Genomic DNA, 20968 nt, shown 5'->3' with positions numbered 1-20968 from the left:
AACGCCCGCAGAAATGCCCTGTTTTACGGCGGATCTGAAGACTCGCCGCACTGCATCATGGCCACAGGCCTCACTCAATCTACCGTTGGGAAGGTGAGAAGAACACCGCTCGAACTGGCCGCTATAGCAACCGCGGCGGTGCCTGGCCTGGCGCCGACGGCTACAGCCTTTTCCCCCGACGACGACGCCGACTTCGACTCGGCGTTGCTGCTCGACGCGGATGGCAAACGCTGGCGCGTCCGTTCGCCGCGCCATCCGGAGGCCAGCACCCGGCTGGAAACCGAGTTCATGGTGCTGCGCGCCTTCGCCCCGTCCATTCGCGCAGAGCTGCCCTTCCACGTGCCAACCATTGCCGGCACTGTGCGCCAAGGCGACCTCACCACTTTTGTCTACACCCACCTGCACGGCGCAATGCTCTCCATTGAAGAGCTGTCTGCCGGGAGTCCCGCACTTGCCAGGGAGATCGGCTCAGCGCTGGCTGCCATTCATGACCTCCCTCTGACCTTGGTGACCAACGCGGACCTGCCCAGCTACTCTGCCAACGAGTTCCGGCAGCGGAAGCTCAATGAATTGGACCAGGCGGCAACCACCGGCAAGATTCCCGCCACCCTGCTGCGGCGCTGGGAGCACGCCCTGGAAGACGTGGCGCTGTGGCGGTTCAATACTTCGGTGGTCCACGGTGACCTCCACGAAGACAACCTCATGGTGCAGGATGACTCCGTGACTGCCCTGACGGGGTGGACCGATCTCCGGATTGGTGACCCGGCCGACGACTTCGCATGGCTGGTGGCATCGAACGAAGCGTCGTTCGTAGAGGCCGTACTGAACCACTACACCCAGGCGCGCCGTGAGACGCCCGACGTTCATTTGCTCCGGCGTGCAGCCCTGTTGGCCGAGTTCGCTTTGGCCCAGTACTTGGTTAAGGCCATGGCTGCCGGGCACCAGAGCATGACGGCGGAGGCAGAGTCAATGCTTCAGGCACTCTCCGATGACATTGACGAGCAAGCTAGGCGTGACCAAGAAGCAGCGCAGGCCGCCGAGGATGAGGCCGCCGAAATCCAGGCTGCCGCCACTGCAGTAAGCCAAAACCCACCCGTGAGTGTCGTGTCGATTCCCGACGCCGGCCCCACGGTTACGGTGGCAGCCATACCGGAGCCGTCTGCCACGTCCCCGGAGCAGCCTCCGGAGTCAGCGCCGGAGGGCACTACCGCCCCGGAATCAGCTGCTGACTCAGCGGAAGCCGGGAAGCCCGACCGGCCCGGGGACAGCCACTCCCCCAGCACCAACGATCAGGACGACACGTCCACTGCCGCCATCAGCGTGGTCCAGGTGACGCCGCTCCACACAGCCAATCGGTCCTAGCACCCAGCGCTGGCACCCACTGGCCCCCAAGCGCTGGTCGGCCCTGGCGCCGACGGCGCTAGCGCCCCTGGCCGCTGGTCTCCAATGCCTTGGCAACGATCCGTTCCAGTTCGACGGCGGTACCCAGATCGTGTGGCCTGACCACTGAGTCGTCCGCTACGTAGTAGAACGCCGCGCTGACCTCTTCGAGGGGCACACCCTTGAGCCGGGCCCATGCAAGCCGGTAAACGGCCAACTGCACCGCACGCGTCGCCAACTGCTGACCCGCGGGTCGTCGGCCGGTTTTCCAGTCGATCAACTGCCAGCGTCCGTCCGCGTCCAGGAAGACGGCATCTATGCGTCCCCGGACCACGACGTCGCCAATTCGAGTCTCCACAGGCACCTCGACGAAGGCGGGCGCACGTTGGGCCCACTCGGACTTTTTGAACGACGCCACCATCTCGTCCAAGCCGTATGCCTCGTCGACGTGGGAATCCGACCCCGGGGCCTCATCGAGGTCAAGCATGCCCGTAGTACCGAAGTACTCTTCAACCCACGCATGGAAGGCCGTGCCTTTACGCGCCGAAATACCGGGTTCACGTGGCACAGGCCTGCGGAGCTGCGAAAGCACTGCAGCCGGGTCCGTGCCGAGGTCCACGAAGAGTGAGGCAGAGATGTGACTCGGAAGGTGGACGTCCTGGGTGGTCTTGCGTTGCTGTTGACGGTCGAGGAGCAGGTCTGCTTCCTGGGCCCATTTCGCCGCCGGGCCCGTGAGCTCAGGTGCTTGTGTCTGGTGATTTGCGTCGGCGATGAACGCACGGACGTTCGCCGCGGCCTGGTCCATTGCCAGCCTGCGTCCGGGAGCCAGCCTAAGACGGGCGCCCGTCCGGGGATCGGACGGACCTTCAAGGGGGTCATAAGGGAACCCGGCAACTTCAAGCGTGGTGGTCAGTGGGCTTTCCTCCGGGAGTGTTTCCTCGGCCACGGATTCGGGATGAACCACCGCTGAGCCTGTCCGGCCTGCGGGCGTCCCGGTACCTTCGCCTGCGGCAACTCCCGCAAGAGGCGCCAAGTCGGAGAGAAAGGCGGACATACCGGCCATTCCGGAGCGCGAACCGTTCCAAGCAGCACTGGACGCCCACAGGACGAACTTTGCGCGAGTGTACGCCACATAAGCCAACCGCCGCTCCTCGGCCTCACCGTGATGCTGGACCTCGGCCTTGAAATCCTTCTCTGCGTCCACCCACCCCTTTTGGTCCGGCTGGTCCAGGTCCCACTGCGGAAGGTCGGCGCGGTCGCCCCGCAACGGCCAAGGCAGCGCCGCAGCCCCACTGCTCCATCGTGAATCCCTGGTGCTGGGGAATGATCCGGCATTGAGGCCTGGGACGAAGACGACGTCCCACTCCAGCCCCTTCGAGGCGTGAACGGTCAGCAACTGTATAGCTTCCCGGTTGGTCTCCACAGGGGCCAGGTCCAATCCGCCTTCTTCAGAGGCCGCTGCCTCCAACCACGACAAGAAGGCCAGCAGGTCAATCCGTTGGGATGTCTGCAGGAATCCGGCCGCGGCATCCTGGAACGCATCCAGGTTCCGGCGGGCCTGGTGGATGCTGATGCCCGGCTTGGCGGCAACCTCGATATCCAGGAGCATGGCGCGTTCAACCTCACCAAGGAGCGTTGTGAGGTCATCCCCTATGTAGCTCCGGAGGGAACGAAGTTCCGAGGCAAGCCGGGTCAGTCGTTCCAGGGCTGCGGGGCTCAGGGTGCGACCATGCCCGGACGTCCAGCCGGGCTTGGGCAGGAAGTCAAGGGCCTCCACCAGGCTCGAGGCATCGGTGATGTCACTTTCAACCACTACTGCGGCTGGTTCCTCGTTGTCATCCATGGGTTCGGAAGCGGTGCCCGGGTTTGACCGGCGGCGGGCGAGGAAACGCGACCAGTCATTGAAGGCCATCAGGTCTGCCGGACCAATACGCCATCGGGCACCGGCCAGCAGCCTCATCAAGGCATCGGACCGCCCGGGATCAGCCAACACCCGCAAGGTGGCCACCAGGTCCACGATTTCCGGAGTGTCCAACAGGCCGCCAAGACCCACGATCTCATAAGCGATTCCCTGCAGCTCGAACTCCCGGCGGAGGCACTCCATCTGTGCCCGCCTCCGGCACAGGACAGCCATGGTCGGTTTGACGGGCGTCCCGTCCTTCTCTTCCTCGAAGACGGTCCGTCTGTAGCGGCGGACATCGCGGGCAATGACGGCAGCTTCGTCCTCATCCGTGCTGAAGCGGCCGATCACCACACTTCCATCCACCGCCGCCGGACTCGGGGCCAGAGCCGGGACTGCTACGTTGCCGGCTGTGTTCCTGTCCCCTGCCGGGCCGTCCGCGGCCGCAGCATTGTTCAACGGCGCGGCGATGGTGTTGGCTGCCTCAAGGATGTTCCTGCCGTTCCGCCAGGCGGTGGTCAGGTACGAGGTCGGAGCCACTGAATAAGTTTCTGAGTCGTCGGTGGTGTCCGTGTGCCGGACCGGGAACTCTTGTACAAAGTGGAAGAGCTGCCCGGCCGAGGCACCCCGGAATCCATAAATCGACTGGTTGGGGTCCCCTACCGCAGTCACTGCGTGACCTTGGCCGAAGAGGCGTGAGAAGAGCACCAGCTGGGCATGGGAGGTGTCCTGGAATTCGTCCAGGAGGACCACTTTGTACCGGGCCCGTTCCGTGGACGCGGCAAGTGGAATGTCGCTGGCGATCCGGGCAGCAAGGGCCACGAGGTCCCCAAAATCAAGGACTCCGCGTTGCCGCTTTGCTTCCTGGTAGCGCACCACCATGTCTGCCACGCTGGCGCGGGTCCGGAGCATGGCGGCCAACGATGCTGCCGCCTGGGTGGGGTTTTTGCTGGCACCAGCTACATAGGGAAGCTGCTCGAAGGTCTCCACGCGTTCCAACACCCAGTTGCGTACTGAGCCAGGATCCTGAAGGTGTTCGGCGCACTCCCCCGCCAACTGGATGACGGCGTTGACCAAAGTGGACTTGGCCGCCGTGAAATGCTCGTAGTCACCGTCGTAGGCCTCTACTACTTCGCTGGCCAGCTGCCAGGACTGTGCCCCACCCAGCAGGACGACGTCGCGCTCTATGCCCAGCCGCAGCCCGTAGTCGGTCACAATGCCGCTTGCATAGGAGTGGTAGGTGGAAACCTTGGGTTCGAGGTCGTCAGCCCCCAGGAGCCCCTCCGGGAACCCGATGCTGCCATCGTCCTCTGCCGCGATGCGCTGGAGGGTGGCCAGTTTGCTTCGGATCCGGCTGGCCAGTTCGCCGGCAGCTTTACGCGTGAACGTCACGCCAAGCACTTCCTCCGGACGGACCCACCCATTGGCAACGAGCCACACCACCCGGTCCGCCATGGTAGCTGTCTTACCGGAGCCAGCCCCGGCGATCACCAGCCGGGGTGAGAGTGAAGAGGCAATGATGTCCGACTGTTCAGCCGTGGGATGGTTCTTCTCGCCAAGGATGCCGGCCAGCTCCGACGGAGAGAAACGGGGCGCGGGAACATGCATGCCGCCACGGGTGCCGGGCAGCGCGGCGGCAAATCCGTCCAGGAGCTCTGTTGTCATTCGGTGACCTGCTTTCCTCTGGCGCACAACGGGCAAACATCCGGGAGCCGGCACCCATGGCCGCCATGCCCGCTCTTGCCGGGATCGTGCCGTGCTTCGAATGAGGCCCCTGCCATTAAGGCAGCAGCGTCGTTGACCAGCTCCTCCGCCCAGTTCACGGAAGGATCCAGGGGGTCCTGCTGCTGCACTGCAGGCGTCTTTGTCTTGGTTCCAAGGTGTGCCAGCACCGCGCCGCCGGGTGCGAAACCAGCAGCGCCGGTGCGGGATCCGGCGTCGAGCGTTTCTTCGCCGGTTCCAGCGTCCTGGAAGGCACCTTTGAGCACCGCGGCCTGATAAGCACCCAATTGCGGATGCCTGGCAACTTCGGCCTTGCCCGGTTGACGCCTGCCAGTCTTGAGGTCCACCACCACAAGCCGGCCCTGGGAATCAACCTCGAGGCGGTCCACCTGACCCCGGAGCACGGCCTGCCGGGTGGCAACCGCGTCGGGATCTGCCGGGTCCGAGAAATCGAGCATGACTTCAGGGAGCTCTACTTCGAAGTCGTGCTCTACGGCCAGCAAGCTCCTTCCCTCGCTGCGCATGATGAGGATGTACTGGGCCAGTTTGCGCACCATCTGTTCTGCGCGTTGGAAGTCGAGCTTCCCTTCCCAGTTATCCTTCATGCCCAAGGTTGGCCACCGGCGGACGAGTTCAGCCACATATTCTGATCCCGAGGCCTCGGGCAGTTCCTGGGCAATACTGTGAACCAGCGTGCCGAGGCTTCGCGCGAAATCAGTCGCGGCCTCACCACCAGCGGCTTGGACGAACCAATCCAGTGGCGACTTATGGACAGCTTCAACCTTGGATGGCGAAACGGAAACTACACCTCCCGGAGGGACAACAGGCTCACTGGAACTGAGCGGTGCCAAACCCCACCATGTGTCCGGGTGGGCCCCCGGAACGGGTGGATCCGTGCTGGCAAGCCGGGCCAGTATCCGCGCTGCTTCCTGCCCTGCAGCGGTAACGCTGACGCCGCCGGCAATGGACTCCTCCGACTGCGCGTGCTGCCTCAGCTCCGCGACGAGCGCCCTGAGTGTCATGGGGCGGTCCACGGGAGTGTAGTCGCGTTTGTACTGGCCGGGCTCCAACGGCGCTGCGTAGTCCAGGAACGCCGAGGGTTGGTCATCTTCAGAGGAGACGGCCGTGCAGATCAAGACTTCACGGGCCCGGGAAACCGCCGTGGAGAAACTCCTGAGTTCGTCATAGCGGATGTCGCGGAGCTTGCTCAGTGGTCCCCGCCGCACGGCGTAGTCCACTCCGTGCTCCACGGCGTCGGCGTAGACGGTGCTGCCAAGCAGTTCACCACGCAGGCGGGTATTCGGCCAAACGCCTTCCTGGAGACCGGCCACTATCACCACGGGCCACTCCCGTCCCGCTGCGCTGGCCGGGGTCATGATCTCCACGCACGCCTCAAGCTGGGCACGTGCCGCAAGCGTGTCCATGGGAAGTTCCTGGTTCAACAGATAGTCCAGGAATTGCTCGGGACCGGATCCGGGTAATTGGTCTACGAAGCGCTCGGCCGTATGGAACAGGGCCATCATGGCGTCGAGGTCGCGATCCGCACGTGCGCCGGCGTTGCCACCCTCCAGCGCCATGTCCGCCCAGCGCGACGACAAACCGGTGGCCTGCCACAAAGCCCACAAGACTGACTCCGCATTGGCACCGGGCTCGGCAGCGGCTGTGGAACCTGCCGCGATCATGCGGGCAAGACGGCGGGCCGCGCTGCCTTCAATTCCCAGCGACGCCAGCGCTCCGGGCTCCAGCAGCGCTTCCACCAGCAGGGCATCGCTGGATCTGCCGCCTCCACCCAGGAGTTCCTCGCGCCTGAGTGACTGCCTGAGCCTGCGCAATTCAATGGCGGTGGCTCCGCCGATGCGCGATGTCAGCAGCGACACAGCCGTTTCCGGCGTCAACCTTGCCGGGTCCAGGACAATGGCGAAGGCCTCCAGCAGAGGACGCACAGCTACTTCGTCGCGGACAGCCGAGTCTGCCACCGGAACGCGCACCGGTATTCCCTGGCCGCTCAGGTAGCGCTGCATCTGTGAAATTTGGCCACCGTTCCGCACGATGACGGCGATGTCGCTGAACTCCCGGTGTTCCCTCAGCTGGGCTTCCAGAATCCGCTGGGCTACGTAGCGCAGCTCATGCACCGCGGACGGCAGCACATGCCCTTCCACCCTGCCATCGCTGGCAGGCGTCTTTCCTTCAGTGTCCGGACCTGTGGGTTGCTCAAGCCGCCTGGCCAGCTGACCGCCGGAACGCTGGGAAATACGTGACGCGACGCGTGTCCAGGCCTCGGCTACCACGGGCAGGTGCCGGTGGGTGAACCACAACGGACGTTCAGTGACCGTGCCCTGCAGGCCACTCAACAGAGAAGGCAACTCGGCCACAAGGTCAGGACGGGCACCGCGGAAGCCCTGCACTACGGTATCCGGGGAGTAGGTGACCACGACGTCCTTGCCCTCCGATATATCGGCGAGAAGTTCAAAGATCGCAGGATTGGATTCCTGGGCGTCGTCCACCAGGATCAGCTGGAGGCGTTCACGTTCCGCGGCCAGGAATGCCGGCGAATCCTGGAAGATCTGACGAGCCGTAGTGATGATTCCTGCGGGGTCAAAGGCCTCGGGCATGCGGAGGTCCAGGACGTCCCGGTATTCGCTGTAGAGCTCCGCTGCGGCCATCCAATCGGGACGTCCGCACTTGTAGGCGAGCCCCACCAGATCCTCAGCTGTACGGCCGGACTCAATGATGCGGTCGAACAACTGGCGGATCTCGTGGCGGAAGCCCCGGGTGGGAAGGGCCGCACTGAGATCCTCCGGCCAAGGCAGCTGGAAACCCGGCCGCGCATGGCCTTCAAGGAGTTCTTTGATAATGAGGTCCTGCTCCGGACCTGAGAGGAGCTTTGGGGGTCTGGCCAAGGGTATGACGCCCTCGGCCTTCGCCCTCCGAATGACGTCGAAGGCGTACGACGCCCAGGTGCGTGCCGGCGTCGTACTGAGGCTGCGGTCCAGCCGTCCGGTGAAAGTGTCGCGCAAAGCTGCGGCGGCGTGGCGCCCGGGGGCGAGTATGAGGATCTGCTCCGAATTCAGTCCATCTTCACGGACGCGGCGCACTGCGGATTCCACGAGCACCGTTGACTTGCCCGTGCCTGGCCCCCCGGGCACAAGAACGGGGCCGCTCCCCTGCCGGAGGGAAACGACCGCTTGCTGATCCGGGGACAGAACGGGTGCCGCATAGTGGGTCTCGCGCGGAGGCAGCAGGCGAAGAGCGTCCGGTGCTTGGCGGGTTTTGGCAGGAGTGGCGGTCACACAGTCATTTCATCATCGGGCACCGACAATTTATGGAGTTGACGCTCCAACTGGTCAGAGATCACATCAAGTTGATCGAAGTCGTCGTCCGAAGGCGCCCATCGCGCCGCTGCCAGGTCAACCCGCCAACGGCCTTCACCCGTCCTGAGGAAGGCCTCGTAGGCACCATGCAGCGGGGTGGATTCCTGCAGGTAATGCTTCAGGGCATCCACCTCGTGACCGGGCGGAGCTTCCCCGCTTGCCCGCAGGACGCGCCACCAGGCCACGGAGCTGCCGTAGTGGCTCATGACTGCGCCGACCTGGCGCGGTCCGCCGGCACCCAGGAGCTCTGCGACGTCGCCGTAGGAAACCGCCGAACCCGGTGGTACGAGGTCCACGACGCCAAGAACCGCCGTCACATACTCCATCCGCATGTGTTCAGCGTAACGGCAGGAGTGTCGCGCCCAAAGACTGTCGGACCCAGCCGGTAGCTTGAAGATATGAGCTCCTGGAACACCCTCTCCCGCGCCGCATTCGACCTCGAGACCACCGGGAAGAACTCGCGGTCGGCGCGGATCGTCACCGCTTCGATCACAGTTGTTGATGCAAACGGAGAGCTCATTGCCGAACACGAATGGCTGGCCGATCCGGGTGTTGAGATCCCCCTTGAGGCCAGTGAAGTACATGGTGTGACCACCGAGAGGGCCCGCGCGGAAGGCCGCCCGGCCGCGGAGGTTACCCGTGAAGTTGCCGCGGTTCTCCAGGAACTTTTCGACGCCGGAACTCCGGTCATCGCTTTCAATGCCAGTTACGACTTCACGGTACTGGCGGCCGAGTCCGCCCGCTATGGCGTACCGCAGCTAAGCCGGTTCCCTGTGCTGGATCCCTACGTCATGAACAAGCAAGTGGACCGGTACCGCAAGGGCAAGCGCACCCTCACGGCTCTGTGCGAGGAGTACGGCGTGGATCTGAGCAACGCCCACACCTCTGCCGCGGATGCACTCGCCACTCTCCGTGTCCTGGACGCGATGGCCGGCAAGTTCCCCAAGCTGCAGATGCCGGCAGCCACCCTCCACCAACTGCAAGTAGACTGGGCGGCGTCGCAGGCCGCCGATTTCCAGCAGTACTTGCGGCGCAGCAAACCCACTGCGGTCATTGAGGGCGAGTGGCCGGTCCTGCCGCCCGAGGACGCCAGCCGGGGCGGTTTCTAAGCCGGGGAGGCCCCGTCGGGCTTCGCTGTGCGACGCATGTCACATGATTCCCGGGAACCCGTGTTTTAGCCTCCGTCGCGCTTGGATTCCACGAGCCTTGGCAGCGCCGGAATAGTACGGCGGTCGAAGAAGTCGATGCGGGAACTATGTTCGGCGAAATCGAGTGTTAACCACCATTTCTTCGATTCACTATGCTCTGGCGGGCTGGTGACATAATTAAGTTTGGCGGGTTGAAGTCTGCTAAGGCAGCGAACCTTCTTTCGGTTGCCACATTCCCCGCCCACCGTGAATCGTCTCCGTGACCCGATGAAAGTGATTTCTTTATGAAATTCAAAGCCCCTAAGTGGCTGTCTGTTGCCCCCGTGGCCGCAGCCCTGGTGATTTCCCTGGCAGCCTGCGGCGGTGGAACTTCCGAGCCCAGCGGTTCGCCCACTGATGCACTGGCCGGCAGCGACCAGAAATCGCTCGACACGTTCACCACGGCTGAGGTGACGCCGCTGGACAAGATCGACAAGTCCAAGCTGGGCCTCATCACCGACGGCACCCTTCGCGTGGGCACCCTCTCGGACGCCCCGCCGAACATCTTCATCGACCCTTCGGGCAAGTTCACCGGCTACGACAATGAGCTCTTGCGCGCCATTGGCGACAAGCTGGGCCTCAAGGTCGAGTTCGCGTCCACCGACTTCTCTGCGCTCCTGTCCCAGGTGGGCAACAAGCAGTTCGACGTCGGATCCTCCTCGATCTCCACCACGGACGCCCGCCGCAAGACGGTCGGCTTCACCAACGGCTACGACTTCGGCTACATGGCCATCGTGACCAAGAGCGACTCCAAGGTCACCGGCTTCGCCGACGTCAAGGAGGGCCTCCGCATCGGCGTCGTCCAGGGCACTGTCCAGGATGACTACATGACGAACACGCTCAAGATCGAGCCGGTCCGTTTCCCTGACTACAACACGGTCTACGGCAATGTGAAGAACGGCCAGATCGACGCGTGGGTTGCTCCTTCCCAGCAGGCCGAGGGCCAGGTCAAGGAAGGCGACAACACCAAGATCGCAGAGAAGGTTGTCAACACCCAGAACTTCACCGCGTACGCAGTGAACAAGGACAACCAGCCGCTGATCGACGCTTTGAACTCCGGCTTGGACGCTGTCATTGCTGACGGCACCTGGGCCAAGCTCACGGCCGAGTGGTACAAGGACCGTCCGACTGCTGCCGAGCAGACCCCCCAGGGCTGGAAGCCGGGCAGCAAGGCCGTCCAGATCCCCACCAAGTAACCAAGGCGTTCCATGGATATCCTCAATCAACTGGCCGAGTCCTTCTTTGACTGGGAGGCAATAGGCGAAGTCCTCCCCAAGATGTTCGCCGTCGGCCTGCCCAACACCATCGTCCTTGCCGTAGTCTCGGGCATCATCGGGACTGCACTTGGGATGCTGCTCGCCCTGATGGGGATTTCCCGGAACGCAGCAGCACGGTGGGTAGCCCGCATCTACACGGACATTCTCCGCGGGCTTCCTCCCGTGCTGACCATCCTGGTGATCGGGTTCGGTTTCGGCCCCATCATTCGTGAACTGACGGGCTCCACCAGCCCTTACCCGATGGCCATCGCGGCGCTGTCCTTGATGTCGGGCGCGTACATCGGCGAGATCTTCCGTTCCGGCATCCAGAGCGTGGACAAGGGGCAACTCGAAGCGACCCGAGCCCTCGGGTTCAGCTACGGCTCGTCCATGCGCCTCGTGGTGGTGCCCCAGGGAATCCGCAGGGTTCTTCCTGCCTTGGTGAACCAGTTCATCGCGTTGATCAAAGAATCCTCGCTGGTGTTCATGCTGGGTCTTCTGGCCACAGAGCGTGAAATCTTCCAGATCGGCAAGGATGCCGCCGCCAACAGCGGCAACCTGTCCCCGTATGTCGCTGCAGCCATCTTCTACCTCGCGCTGACCATCCCGCTCACGCACTTCGTGAACTGGATTGATGCCCGCATGCGTTCCGGCCGGCCGGAGAAGAAGGAGCCGGATGAGGCAGCAGCAGTGGTAGGAAAGGGAGCCCAGGCATGAGCGAATTCGCTTCAGGAACATTGACGGCGAAGAACATCCATTTGTCCTTCGGCAGCAACCACGTGTTGCGGGGCATTGACCTGCACGTCGAGAAAGGCACCACGGCCTCCGTGATCGGCCCCTCGGGCTCGGGCAAATCAACGCTCCTGCGTGTGATGAACCGGCTCATCGAGCCGGATCAGGGGGACATCCTGCTGGATGGACGCTCGGTCCTCAAGGACAACCCGGACGAACTGCGCCGCCGCATTGGCATGGTCTTCCAGCAGTTCAACCTCTTCCCCCACAAGACGGTGGCGGAGAACATTTCGCTGGCCCTGCGCAAGCTCCGTGGCATGTCCAAGGAACAGGCCCGCGATGAAGCCCTGGCCCAGTTGGACCTGGTGGGTTTGAAGCACAAGGCCGACGCCCGGCCAGCCAACCTCTCAGGTGGACAGCAGCAACGCGTAGCGATTGCCCGCGCGCTGGCCATGAAGCCCGAGGTCATGTTCTTCGATGAAGCCACCTCCGCATTGGACCCGGAACTCGTCAAGGGCGTCCTCGCCCTGATGACGGATCTGGCCCAAGGCGGCATGACCATGGTGGTGGTGACCCACGAGATGGGCTTCTCCCGCAACGTCTCCGACGTCGTGACCTTCATGGACGCCGGTGTGGTGGTGGAGTCCGGTCCCCCGGAACAGCTGTTCACCAATCCGCAAACGGAACGCCTGCAGGGCTTCCTGTCGGACGTCCTTTAGCCAGGACAAGCGCCAGCCCAAAGAACCCCGCCTTCCTTGTGAAGGCGGGGTTCTTTGCTGTGATCATTGCCCTGCTTTGACCCGCAGCACTGTCAGGGCGGCAGCATCCACCTTGGCGCGGAAGGAAGCATCTGTAGTGGCTTTCTTCACCACGGCCTGGTGCATGGCAGGAATGCTCGCAGGATCTGCGCACACCAGCATGGTCCCACCGGCCCCAAAGAAGTTCAGGGCGCGGTCCGCATCGGACCAGGCTTCCAGTTGCGCGGCGCTGCAGAGGTCGTCGGAAAGAACAATCCCCGTGAAGCCGGCGTCTGCACGCAGCATGGTGTCCATCACCGTAGGCGAGAAGGGTGCGATGTTCGCGGGGTCGATCTTGTCGTAGTAGGCATTCGATACCATGACCCACTGCGTACCTGACGTGATGGCAGCGTGGAACGGCTCCAGGGCGGGATCGTTCCGGGTGGTGGAGGTATCCCTGACATCGCTGGTGACATCGGTGTTGGGCACTACCCTGCCCAGGCCTGGGAAGTGTTTCACTACAGGGGCTACGCCGGCGTCCTTCATGCCATCGGCAAAGGCATTTCCAAGGGTCGATACCGTGCCGGGTGCATAGCCGTACTCGCGTTGGAAGTGGCCGATCGGGGCGTTGGACGGTGCAAACTCCGGGCTGGTGACTGTGTCCAGCACGGGCGCAAGATTGACGTTGACGCCGGCGCTTCGCAGCTCCTTGCCCCAGATTGCAGCATCGGCACGGAGCTTTGACTGCCCGGCCCCTGCCTGCACCAATGCGGTGGGAATTGTCGAGAACCCCGGACCCGAAAGAACCTGGACATACCCGCCCTCCTGGTCGGTAGCCACGAAGAGGGGCACCCCGCCGGTGGTGGCACTGGAAACCGTTCCCGTCAACGACGACACGACGCCAGCGGTGGCAGCACTGCCTGCCTTGCTGCGCCCGCTCAGGTAGACGTTGCCCGTGTGGTAATCCTTCAACGCCTGCATGGTTCCCGGCTCGGCGCCGGTGGCCTTGGCCGCCACCATGAACAGTTGGCCTACCCTTTGTTCAAGACTTAGCGCCGCCAGCTGTTGCTCCGCAGCCGTAGGAGCGCTGGTGGCAGGTGCAGCGGAGGGCGAAGGCACCGTGGATGGCTTTGTTGGCGCAGCTGATGCGGTGGCTGGCTGCGTAGTGCCTGGCGGCGAAGAGGAAGCGGGCGACGGCGTCGCTTCCGTTGAGGGTGGGACGGTGCTTCCGCTGCCGCTTGAGCAACCGGACGCTATGGCGAGCAAAGCTCCAGCCGTCGCGATGCTTACACCGAAGGATGCAATTCTCTGGGTCTTGCGCATGGTAAACCGTTAGTTCGTTGGGGGTGGGTTTCCACCTGCGAGCCTACCCCGTGCGGGCACAGCAATGCCCCGGCCAAGTGCTTTCCGCACCAGCCCGGGGCATCAGCAGGGTCAGGCCGTGGCGCCGGCAGCAGCCTGTGCAGCTGCGGGAAGAGCCTCAAAAATACGGTTCATTGCTGCGTCGTCGTGGGCAGCAGACAGGAACCATGCCTCGAAGACCGACGGCGGCAGGTAAACGCCCGAGTCCAGCATGGAGTGGAAGAACGGTGCGTAGCGGAAGCTCTCCTGAGCCTGCGCGTCGTCGTAATTGTGCACGCCGTGGGCCGAGGTACCGAAGGCAACAGAGAACAGGTTCCCTGCCCGCTGGATGGAGTGGTCAACGCCTGCAGCATCCAGAGCTGACGAAAGTGCCGCGGAGAGTTCCAGCGAGCGGGCGTCTACGTAGGCGTAGACCTCCGGTGTCGCATGGGTCAGTGTGGCTAGGCCGGCGGCCATGGCCACGGGGTTTCCGGACAGCGTGCCCGCCTGGTAGACCGGGCCAACGGGAGCAAGGTAGTCCATGACGTCGGCACGGCCGCCGAGTGCCGCCGTCGGCATTCCGCCGCCGATGACTTTGCCGAAGGTGAGCAGGTCAGGCGCCCACCCTTCCTGGCGGCCTGTCAGGCCCCAGTAGCCGGAGTAGCCCGTGCGGAAACCGGTCAGGACTTCGTCCACAATCAGGAGGGCCCCGTGCTCCTTGGTGATGCGGGACAGGCCTGCGTTGAAGCCCTCTCCCGGAGTGACAACACCCATGTTGGCGGGTGCTGCTTCCGTGATGACGGCAGCGATGTTCTGGCCATGGGCAGCGAAAGCAGCCTCGACGGCGGCGAGATCGTTGTAGGGCAGGACCAGGGTTTCAGCCGCTGTTGCCTCGGTGACGCCGGCCGAGCCCGGAAGGGCCAGGGTGGCAACGCCGGAACCGGCGGCTGCCAGCAAACCGTCCAGGTGGCCGTGGTAGCAACCAGCGAATTTGATGATCAGGTTGCGGCCGGTGAAGCCGCGGGCAAGGCGTACGGCGGTCATGGTCGCCTCGGTGCCGGTGGACACCATGCGCAGGCGCTCGACGGCGGACACGCGGTCCTTGACGATCTGGGCCAGGTTGGCCTCATCCGGAGTGGAAGCACCGAAGGACAGGCCCCGGTCCACGGCAGCGTGCACGGCGTCGAGTACGGCAGGGTGGGCATGGCCCAGCAGCGCGGGCCCCCAGGAGCAGACGAGGTCCACGTATTCTTTGCCGTCGGCGTCCGTGAGGTAGGCGCCCTTGGCCGAAACCATGAACTTCGGGTTGCCACCTACGGATCCAAAGGCACGGACCGGGGAGTTCACGCCACCAGGCATGAGGGACCGGGCGCGGTCGAAGAGCTGATCGGACACAGGGGTGTTGGAAGTCATGGTTCCTATTCTTTCAGTGATTCAGGAGCAGCCGGTTAGTGATCCAGGAGCGGCCGGTTTGCGGCGGTGCGCCTATTCGGAAGCAAGCAGCCCGGCGACCCTCGGGGCCACCTCGGTGCCGTAGAGCTCGATGCAGCGCATCATGGATTGGTGGGGCAGGGTCCCGTTGCTGTACTTCAGGTCGAAGCGGTCCACACCCAAGGTGCGTTTGAGCAGCACGATCTTCTGAGCAACGGTTTCCGGCGAACCCACGTAAAGTGCGCCTTCGGGGCCGCACATGGCCTCGAATTCACTGCGGTTTCCCGGACCCCAGCCGCGCTCTGCGCCGATCCTGTTGCGCTGGTCCAGCCAGTGCGGGAAGAGTTCCTCCCGGGCGGCCTCGTCCGTATCGGCGATGAAACCCGGAGAGTGGGTTGCGATCTGGCGCATCGGGTGACCGTACTTCGCCATCGCATCGCGGTACAGGTTCACCAAAGGGGCAAAGCGGCGGGGTTCTCCCCCGATGATGGCGAAAATGATCGGGTAGCCGTATTCGGCGCAGCGCAGCACGGACTCGGGTGTTCCGCCAACGCCAATCCAGGCAGGCAGCAAATGGTGCTGCAATTTTGGGTACACCTGCAGTCCGTTGACATTGGGGCGGGTACGGCCCTCCCAGTGGACCGGTTTCTGGGCACGTACCTTGTCGAAGAGCTCCAGCTTCTCCTCGAAAAGGACTTCATAGTCAGCCAGGTCGAGGCCGAAGAGCGGGAAGGATTCCACGAACGAGCCCCTGCCCAGCATCACTTCAGCCCTGCCGTTGGACAGCGCATCCACAGTGGAGAAGCGCTGGAAAACACGAATGGGATCATCCGAGCTCAGCACGGTAACGGCCGAGCCCAGGCGAATCCGGGATGTCACTGCGGCGGCGGCTGCAAGGAAGACCTCGGGTGCGGACACTGCGAAGTCCCGGCGGTGGTGCTCTCCCACCCCGAAGGCATGGATTCCGACGGCGTCGGCCAGCTTCGCTTCTTCGAGCAGCTCGCGGAGGACGCGGGCATGTTCCTTGGGATTCCCGTCGGCGTCTACGCCGGCATCGCCAAAAGTGTTCAGGCCCAGGAGGATCTCATTGGCTGCTACCGGCGCCACGGGGTCGGAAGAAACGGATGTCATCAGGACTCCTTCAGCCAGCCTGCCAGTTCGGAGGCCCAGTAGGTCAGCACGGTATCGGCTCCGGCACGCTTGATTCCCAGGACGGATTCAGTGATGGCACCGCGCCTGTCGATCCAGCCGTTGGCCGCAGCAGCTTCGATCATGGCGTACTCACCGGAGATTTGGTAGGCCGAGACCGGCACCGGGCTCATCGCTGCGACATCGGCAAGGATATCCAGGTAGCTCATGGCAGGCTTGACCATCACCATATCGGCACCTTCTTCAAGGTCCAGTTCCACTTCCAGGATGGCCTCCCGGCGGTTGGCCGCATCCATTTGGTAGGTGCGGCGATCACCCTTGAGCTGGGAGTCGACCGCTTCACGGAACGGACCGTAGAACGCAGAGGCATACTTGGCCGCGTAGGCGAGGACAGCGGTGTTCTTGTGGCCGGATTCCTCCAACGCCTGGCGGATGACGGCGATCTGCCCATCCATCATGCCCGACGGTCCCAGTACGTGGGCGCCCGCGTCGGCCTGGGCAACAGCCATCTGTCCGTAGATCTCCAGTGTGGCGTCGTTGTCTACATAACCATCAGCGTCGAGGACCCCGCAGTGGCCGTGGTCCGTGAACTCGTCCAGGCAAACGTCGCCCATGATGACCAAGTCATCGCCCACCTCAGTCTTGACGTCGCGGATGGCCTTGTTCAGGACGCCTTCCGGATCAAGGGAGGCCGTGCCCTGCGCATCGCGCACGGCGGGGACGCCGAACAGCATGATGCCACCCACTCCAAGCTCCACGGCTTCAGCTGCAGCGCGCTTCAGGGAATCAGTGGTGTGCTGGACCACACCCGGCATGGAGCTGATGGGGCTCGGTTCGGTGAGACCTTCGCGGATAAACGCCGGAAGGATCAGGTCTGCAGGTGCCAGCCGGTTCTCGGCGGTGAGCCTGCGCATGGCGGGAGTGGTGCGCAGACGGCGGGGACGATGGTTTGGAAAGCTCATTGCGGGTTCCCTTCGTTGGCGAAAACAGATTCCAAGGCGGCCACGATGCCGTCCGGGGTTGGTTCTTTGGCTGTGGCAGCCACGGTCAGTCCAAGGCGCGAGGCCTCCGCCGCCGTCGGACGCCCGATCGCCACCAACCGGCATCTGCCCAGCGGCGGCAAGGTGTGGGCGATGCGGCGTGCGGCGCTGGGTGAGGCAGCCACCACGGCGTCCACTGTGCCCGCGTCGAGGGCAGCCCGTGCCTCGTCCGGGCTGAGCATTGGCGGCACGCGGTCCTCGGAAGCCTCGACGGCGGCGGGCAGTTCCGCCGTCAGGCGGAGTTCAGCCACGGCCGGGTAGTCCACAGTGCGGTAGGCAACCACAGAGGTCACGTCAGCACCTTTTGACGCCAGGCCTTCCCGCAAGCCGGGGGCCGCGATATCGGCCTGGGGAAGGAGTACCCGGGCCGGTGCGGACTCCCACAGTTCCACCAGGCCGTCAGCAGACTGAAGCTGCGTCGGCGCCAAGTGGACGGAGAGGCCAATGGATTCCAGGACCCGCAACGAGGACGGGCCGATGGTGGCCACGCGGGTAGCCTCCGGAACCAAGCCTGCCGGGTTTGTTCCCCGCTCTGCAGCCTTTTCAAGAAGGACACGGGCACTGGTAATGCTGCTGATCACCAACCAATCGAATTCACCGTCGGCCAGGCGGTCAAGGACATCGTCCAGGATCGCTTGGTCTTTTGCCCGTTCAAAATCGATCAGGGGCAGCACCAAAGGTGCGGCTCCGAGGCCGGTCAACAACGACGCCAGCGGCTTGGCACGGTCGGCGCTCCTGGTGATCAGGATGCGCCGACCGGTCAGTCCTCGGGGATCATGCGGTTTAGGACGCGGCAAGGTCCGCGATCTCCGCGGCGCCGGCAGCGAGCAACAACTCAGCCACCTCGATGCCGAGCAACGTGGCGCCAACTTCCGTCAGCCCATCGGTGGCCTTTTTCTCACGGACGGTCTTGGTGCCATCCACTGCGCAGACCACGGCTTCCAGGTACAGCATGCTGCCCTTGCGGAAGGCGTAGGCACCCACTGGAGCGGCGCAGCCTGCCTCGAGCCTGGCCAATACGGCACGCTCGGCTGTTACCGCCAGCCGGGTGTCGTCGTCGTTCAATGCCGCCAAGGCTTGGGCCAGGACGCCGTTTGAACCCGCAGTGGACCCTGATTGGCGCGGAGCGTCCTCAGTCCGGCATTCGATGGCCAACGCACCTTGCCCCGGTGCGGGCAACATGATGTTCGTTTCGAAGAACTCGCTGACGGTGTCCAACCGGTCCATTCGTTCCAATCCAGCGGCGGCCAACACCACGGCGTCAAGGTCGCAGGACTTGCCCGGCACAACCTCATCCGTGATGTTGCCCGGCAGGCCGGGAACCCGGCCGAGGCGGGTATCCACGTTGCCGCGGATGTCCAAAACCTCGATATCCGGCCGGGCTGCCCGGAGCTGGGCAGCGCGGCGTGGTGAGCCTGTGCCGACCTTGGCCCCGCCTGGCAGCTCAGAGAGCGTCATTCCGTCCCGTGCGCAGAGAACGTCACGGACATCCACCCGCTGGGGCGTTGCGGCAATGCTCAGGCCAAGGGCTGCACCGGTGGGCAGGTCCTTGAGGGAGTGCACGGCCACATCGCAAGTGTCGGCCAGCAACGCATCACGCAAGGCGGCGACGAATACGCCCGTTCCGCCCATCTGGGAAAGGGAGCCGGTTTTGACGTCGCCCTCGGTCTTGATGTGAACCAGCTCTACCGGAAAGCCGCCAACCGCGGACAACTTATCCGCGGTCTGCTGCGTCTGCGTCAGTGCCAGCTTGCTGGCCCTGGTGCCGATGCGAACGGTCACTTGGCAGCCTCCGCAGCCGGGTAGGCGTCGTGGCCGATGCCCACCGTGGTGCCAACTTCTGAAATGACGGGCTTCGCCCCACGGAAGTTCTCGCAGCAGTTGGGGCGGCAGACGTCATACCAGGGCCCAAGGTCCGTGACGTGGGGGCGTTCGGCGATGTTGTTCTCCACCGTGCGTTCGCAGATGAGGTCCACCAGGCCGGACACGAAAGCCGCGTGCGTACCCGGGGTGGGAACACGGGTAGCTTCGACACCCAGGTTCTTGCAGGTTTCCAGGGCCTCTGTGTCAAGGTCCCAGGCAACTTCCATGTGATCGCTGACGAAGCCGAGGGGAACAATGACGACGCCGCGGACGCCTTCGGGGGCGATTTCCTCTAGGTGGTCGTTGATGTCCGGCTCAAGCCACGGGATATGCGGGGCGCCGGAACGGGACTGGTACACCAAGTCCCAGGCGACGTTGGGCGCCACAACATCCATGATGGCCTTGGCATTGGCCAGGTGCTGGGCAGCATAGGCCGAGCCCTCGGCGAATTCGCGGGGCTCGTCCCCGGACCGGCCAGCGGCCTCGGCATCCCGCGTAGGGATGGAGTGCGTTGCGAACAGGACGCGGATCTTCGAATCGGGATCAGCCTCGCCAGCAGCGGTGAGCTTGCCACGGATCTCTTCCAAGCCCGCAGACGTACCCTCCAGGAAGGGCTGGACGACGCCTGGGTGGTCGAAATACTGGCGGATCTTGTCCACCTGGAGCTTGCCGTCCAACCCTGTTTCCGTCAGTGCAACGCCGATGTCCTCGCGGTACTGGCGGCAGCTGGAGTAACAGGAGTAGATGCTGGTGGTGAGCATCAGAAGCCGGCGGTGACCGGCGTCGTAGGCGTCCTGGAGCACGGGAGCGATGTAAGGATCCCAGTTGCGGTTACCCCAAAGGACCGGCAGTTCGATGCCGCGGCGGGCCAGTTCGGCCTCGATGGCGGCCTTCAGTTCCCGGTTCTGCTGGTTGATGGGGCTGATGCCGCCGAAGGCGCGGTAGTGGTGCGAGACCTCTTCGAGCCGCTCATCGGGGATGCCGCGGCCACGGGTGACGTTTCGCAGGAACGGAATGACGTCATCCTGGCCCTCGGGACCGCCGAAGGACGCCAGCAGCACGGCGTCGTAACGCGCTGCTTCCTGGCGGCCACGCTCGGTGACGGCGTTCAGTGCTGTGGAGACAACGGGGCCGGTCATGCGAGAACCTCGGCAATCTCGGCAGCCGTGACACGGCGGCCGGTGTAGAAGGGGATTTCTTCACGAACGTGATGGCGCGCTTCGGTGGCGCGCAGGTGGCGCATAAGGTCCACCAGGTCCACCAATTCAGGTGCTTCGAGGCCAAGGATCCATTCCCAGTCACCCAACGCGAAGGAGGAAACAGTGTTGGAGATGACCTGCGGGAATTCGCGGCCCAGCAGGCCGTGGTCACGGAGCATCTTGCCGCGCTCGTCCGTCGGAAGCAGGTACCACTCGTAGGAGCGGACAAACGGGTAGACGCAGAGCCAGGTGCTCGGCTCGACTCCGCGCGCGTAGGCCGGCACGTGGCTCTTGGAGAACTCAGCTTCGCGGTGCACGCCCATGGCCGACCAAACGATGTCGGTGCCGGCGAAAAGCTTGCTGCGGCGGATGGAACGGACGGCGGCCTGCAGGTCCTCCGGCTTGGGTCCGTGGAGCCACACCATGATGTCCGCGTCCGAGCGCATCGCCGAGACGTCGTAGCTGCCGCGGAGGATGACTCCACCTTCGGCGAGCTTCTCCGCAAGGGCTTCGAATTCCTGGGCAGCATCGCCGCTGCGCAGGACGTCGGCCGAGCGCTTGAAGACCGTCCACAGCGTGTAGAACTGTTCTTCGGTTTCAGCAGTTTTAGTGACAGATTCGGCAGAAGTGTGGCTCATGGTTCAAGTTTGCCCCGTGCCA

17 protein-coding genes are annotated in these 20968 nt (G+C 64.0%); 6 read left to right on the top strand and 11 right to left on the bottom strand.

Translation table 11 applies throughout. From position 1 onward, the window contains the following. Positions 1-93 precede the first annotated feature (93 nt). Positions 94-1362 (top strand): macrolide 2'-phosphotransferase, encoded by a 1269-nt coding sequence (locus ACIQLI_RS10030; RefSeq protein ID WP_400387702.1) that lies wholly within the window; start codon positions 94-96, stop codon positions 1360-1362. A gap of 58 nt (positions 1363-1420) precedes the next feature. Here ACIQLI_RS10030 and ACIQLI_RS10025 read toward each other — a convergent pair whose 3' ends face one another. From ACIQLI_RS10025 to ACIQLI_RS10015, 3 genes are read right to left on the bottom strand one after another with little or no spacing between them, the layout of a single operon-like run. Further along, a complete protein-coding gene (locus ACIQLI_RS10025; RefSeq protein ID WP_400387700.1) occupies positions 1421-4945 on the bottom strand; it encodes an ATP-dependent helicase in 3525 nt (1174 codons plus the stop codon). Continuing rightward, positions 4942-8292 carry an ATP-dependent helicase gene (locus ACIQLI_RS10020; RefSeq protein ID WP_400387698.1) on the bottom strand — a complete coding sequence of 1117 codons (3351 nt, stop codon included), beginning with the start codon at positions 8290-8292 and terminating at the stop codon, positions 4942-4944. The genes ACIQLI_RS10025 and ACIQLI_RS10020 overlap by 4 nt, the downstream gene beginning before the upstream one ends. After that, positions 8289-8705, bottom strand: coding sequence for an MGMT family protein (locus ACIQLI_RS10015; RefSeq protein WP_400387696.1), 417 nt, complete (start codon positions 8703-8705; stop codon positions 8289-8291). The genes ACIQLI_RS10020 and ACIQLI_RS10015 overlap by 4 nt, the downstream gene beginning before the upstream one ends. Positions 8706-8771: 66 nt before the next feature. Between ACIQLI_RS10015 and ACIQLI_RS10010 the strand changes: the two genes are divergently transcribed. The 4 genes from ACIQLI_RS10010 to ACIQLI_RS09995 all read left to right on the top strand — a co-directional run bounded on the left by ACIQLI_RS10010 (position 8772) and on the right by ACIQLI_RS09995 (position 12267). Continuing rightward, on the top strand, positions 8772-9482 hold the full coding sequence (locus tag ACIQLI_RS10010; RefSeq protein ID WP_400387694.1) for a 3'-5' exonuclease: 711 nt from the start codon (positions 8772-8774) through the stop codon (positions 9480-9482). A 323-nt stretch (positions 9483-9805) separates the two neighbouring features. Beyond that, complete coding sequence (locus ACIQLI_RS10005) at positions 9806-10756, top strand: ABC transporter substrate-binding protein (protein WP_354228103.1); 951 nt, start codon at positions 9806-9808, stop codon at positions 10754-10756. Between the two features lie 12 nt (positions 10757-10768). Beyond that, positions 10769-11533: an amino acid ABC transporter permease gene (locus ACIQLI_RS10000; RefSeq protein WP_105690693.1), complete on the top strand. Its 765-nt coding sequence runs from the start codon at positions 10769-10771 to the stop codon at positions 11531-11533. Then, positions 11530-12267 carry an amino acid ABC transporter ATP-binding protein gene (locus ACIQLI_RS09995; protein WP_207594071.1) on the top strand — a complete coding sequence of 246 codons (738 nt, stop codon included), beginning with the start codon at positions 11530-11532 and terminating at the stop codon, positions 12265-12267. Before ACIQLI_RS10000 ends, ACIQLI_RS09995 begins: the two co-directional genes overlap by 4 nt. 63 nt (positions 12268-12330) lie before the next feature. Here ACIQLI_RS09995 and ACIQLI_RS09990 read toward each other — a convergent pair whose 3' ends face one another. Beyond that, the gene (locus ACIQLI_RS09990; protein ID WP_400387691.1) at positions 12331-13404 is read right to left on the bottom strand and encodes a glycoside hydrolase family 3 N-terminal domain-containing protein; all 1074 of its coding nucleotides are present in this window, start codon (positions 13402-13404) and stop codon (positions 12331-12333) included. On the opposite strand from ACIQLI_RS09990, the gene ACIQLI_RS09985 reads away from it, so the two are divergent. After that, positions 13376-13621 (top strand): hypothetical protein, encoded by a 246-nt coding sequence (locus ACIQLI_RS09985; RefSeq protein ID WP_400387689.1) that lies wholly within the window; start codon positions 13376-13378, stop codon positions 13619-13621. The genes ACIQLI_RS09990 and ACIQLI_RS09985 overlap by 29 nt on opposite strands. Before the next feature lie 98 nt (positions 13622-13719). On the opposite strand, the gene hemL is transcribed toward ACIQLI_RS09985, so the two are convergent. The 7 genes from hemL to hemQ all read right to left on the bottom strand — a co-directional run bounded on the left by hemL (position 13720) and on the right by hemQ (position 20946). After that, a complete protein-coding gene (gene hemL, locus ACIQLI_RS09980; RefSeq protein ID WP_400387686.1) occupies positions 13720-15039 on the bottom strand; it encodes a glutamate-1-semialdehyde 2,1-aminomutase in 1320 nt (439 codons plus the stop codon). 72 nt (positions 15040-15111) lie between these two features. Beyond that, positions 15112-16188: an LLM class flavin-dependent oxidoreductase gene (locus tag ACIQLI_RS09975; RefSeq protein ID WP_354228092.1), complete on the bottom strand. Its 1077-nt coding sequence runs from the start codon at positions 16186-16188 to the stop codon at positions 15112-15114. Beyond that, positions 16188-17168, bottom strand: a complete 981-nt coding sequence (gene hemB, locus ACIQLI_RS09970) for a porphobilinogen synthase (RefSeq protein WP_354228090.1) — start codon at positions 17166-17168, stop codon at positions 16188-16190. Before hemB ends, ACIQLI_RS09975 begins: the two co-directional genes overlap by 1 nt. Continuing rightward, positions 17165-18043: a uroporphyrinogen-III synthase gene (locus ACIQLI_RS09965; RefSeq protein ID WP_400387682.1), complete on the bottom strand. Its 879-nt coding sequence runs from the start codon at positions 18041-18043 to the stop codon at positions 17165-17167. Before ACIQLI_RS09965 ends, hemB begins: the two co-directional genes overlap by 4 nt. Continuing rightward, positions 18030-19028 carry a hydroxymethylbilane synthase gene (hemC, locus tag ACIQLI_RS09960; protein WP_400387679.1) on the bottom strand — a complete coding sequence of 333 codons (999 nt, stop codon included), beginning with the start codon at positions 19026-19028 and terminating at the stop codon, positions 18030-18032. Before hemC ends, ACIQLI_RS09965 begins: the two co-directional genes overlap by 14 nt. Then, positions 19025-20248, bottom strand: coding sequence for a ferrochelatase (locus ACIQLI_RS09955; RefSeq protein ID WP_400387676.1), 1224 nt, complete (start codon positions 20246-20248; stop codon positions 19025-19027). Before ACIQLI_RS09955 ends, hemC begins: the two co-directional genes overlap by 4 nt. Then, the gene (gene hemQ / locus ACIQLI_RS09950) at positions 20245-20946 is read right to left on the bottom strand and encodes a hydrogen peroxide-dependent heme synthase (RefSeq protein WP_089595661.1); all 702 of its coding nucleotides are present in this window, start codon (positions 20944-20946) and stop codon (positions 20245-20247) included. Before hemQ ends, ACIQLI_RS09955 begins: the two co-directional genes overlap by 4 nt. Positions 20947-20968: the final 22 nt, after the last annotated feature.

The sequence above is a fragment of the Paenarthrobacter sp. NPDC091669 genome (assembly GCF_044756725.1).
Taxonomy (GTDB): Bacteria; Actinomycetota; Actinomycetes; order Actinomycetales; family Micrococcaceae; genus Arthrobacter; species Arthrobacter bambusae_C.
Note: the sequence above shows the minus strand (reverse complement) of the source record. Positions and strands in the feature narration are given on the sequence as shown.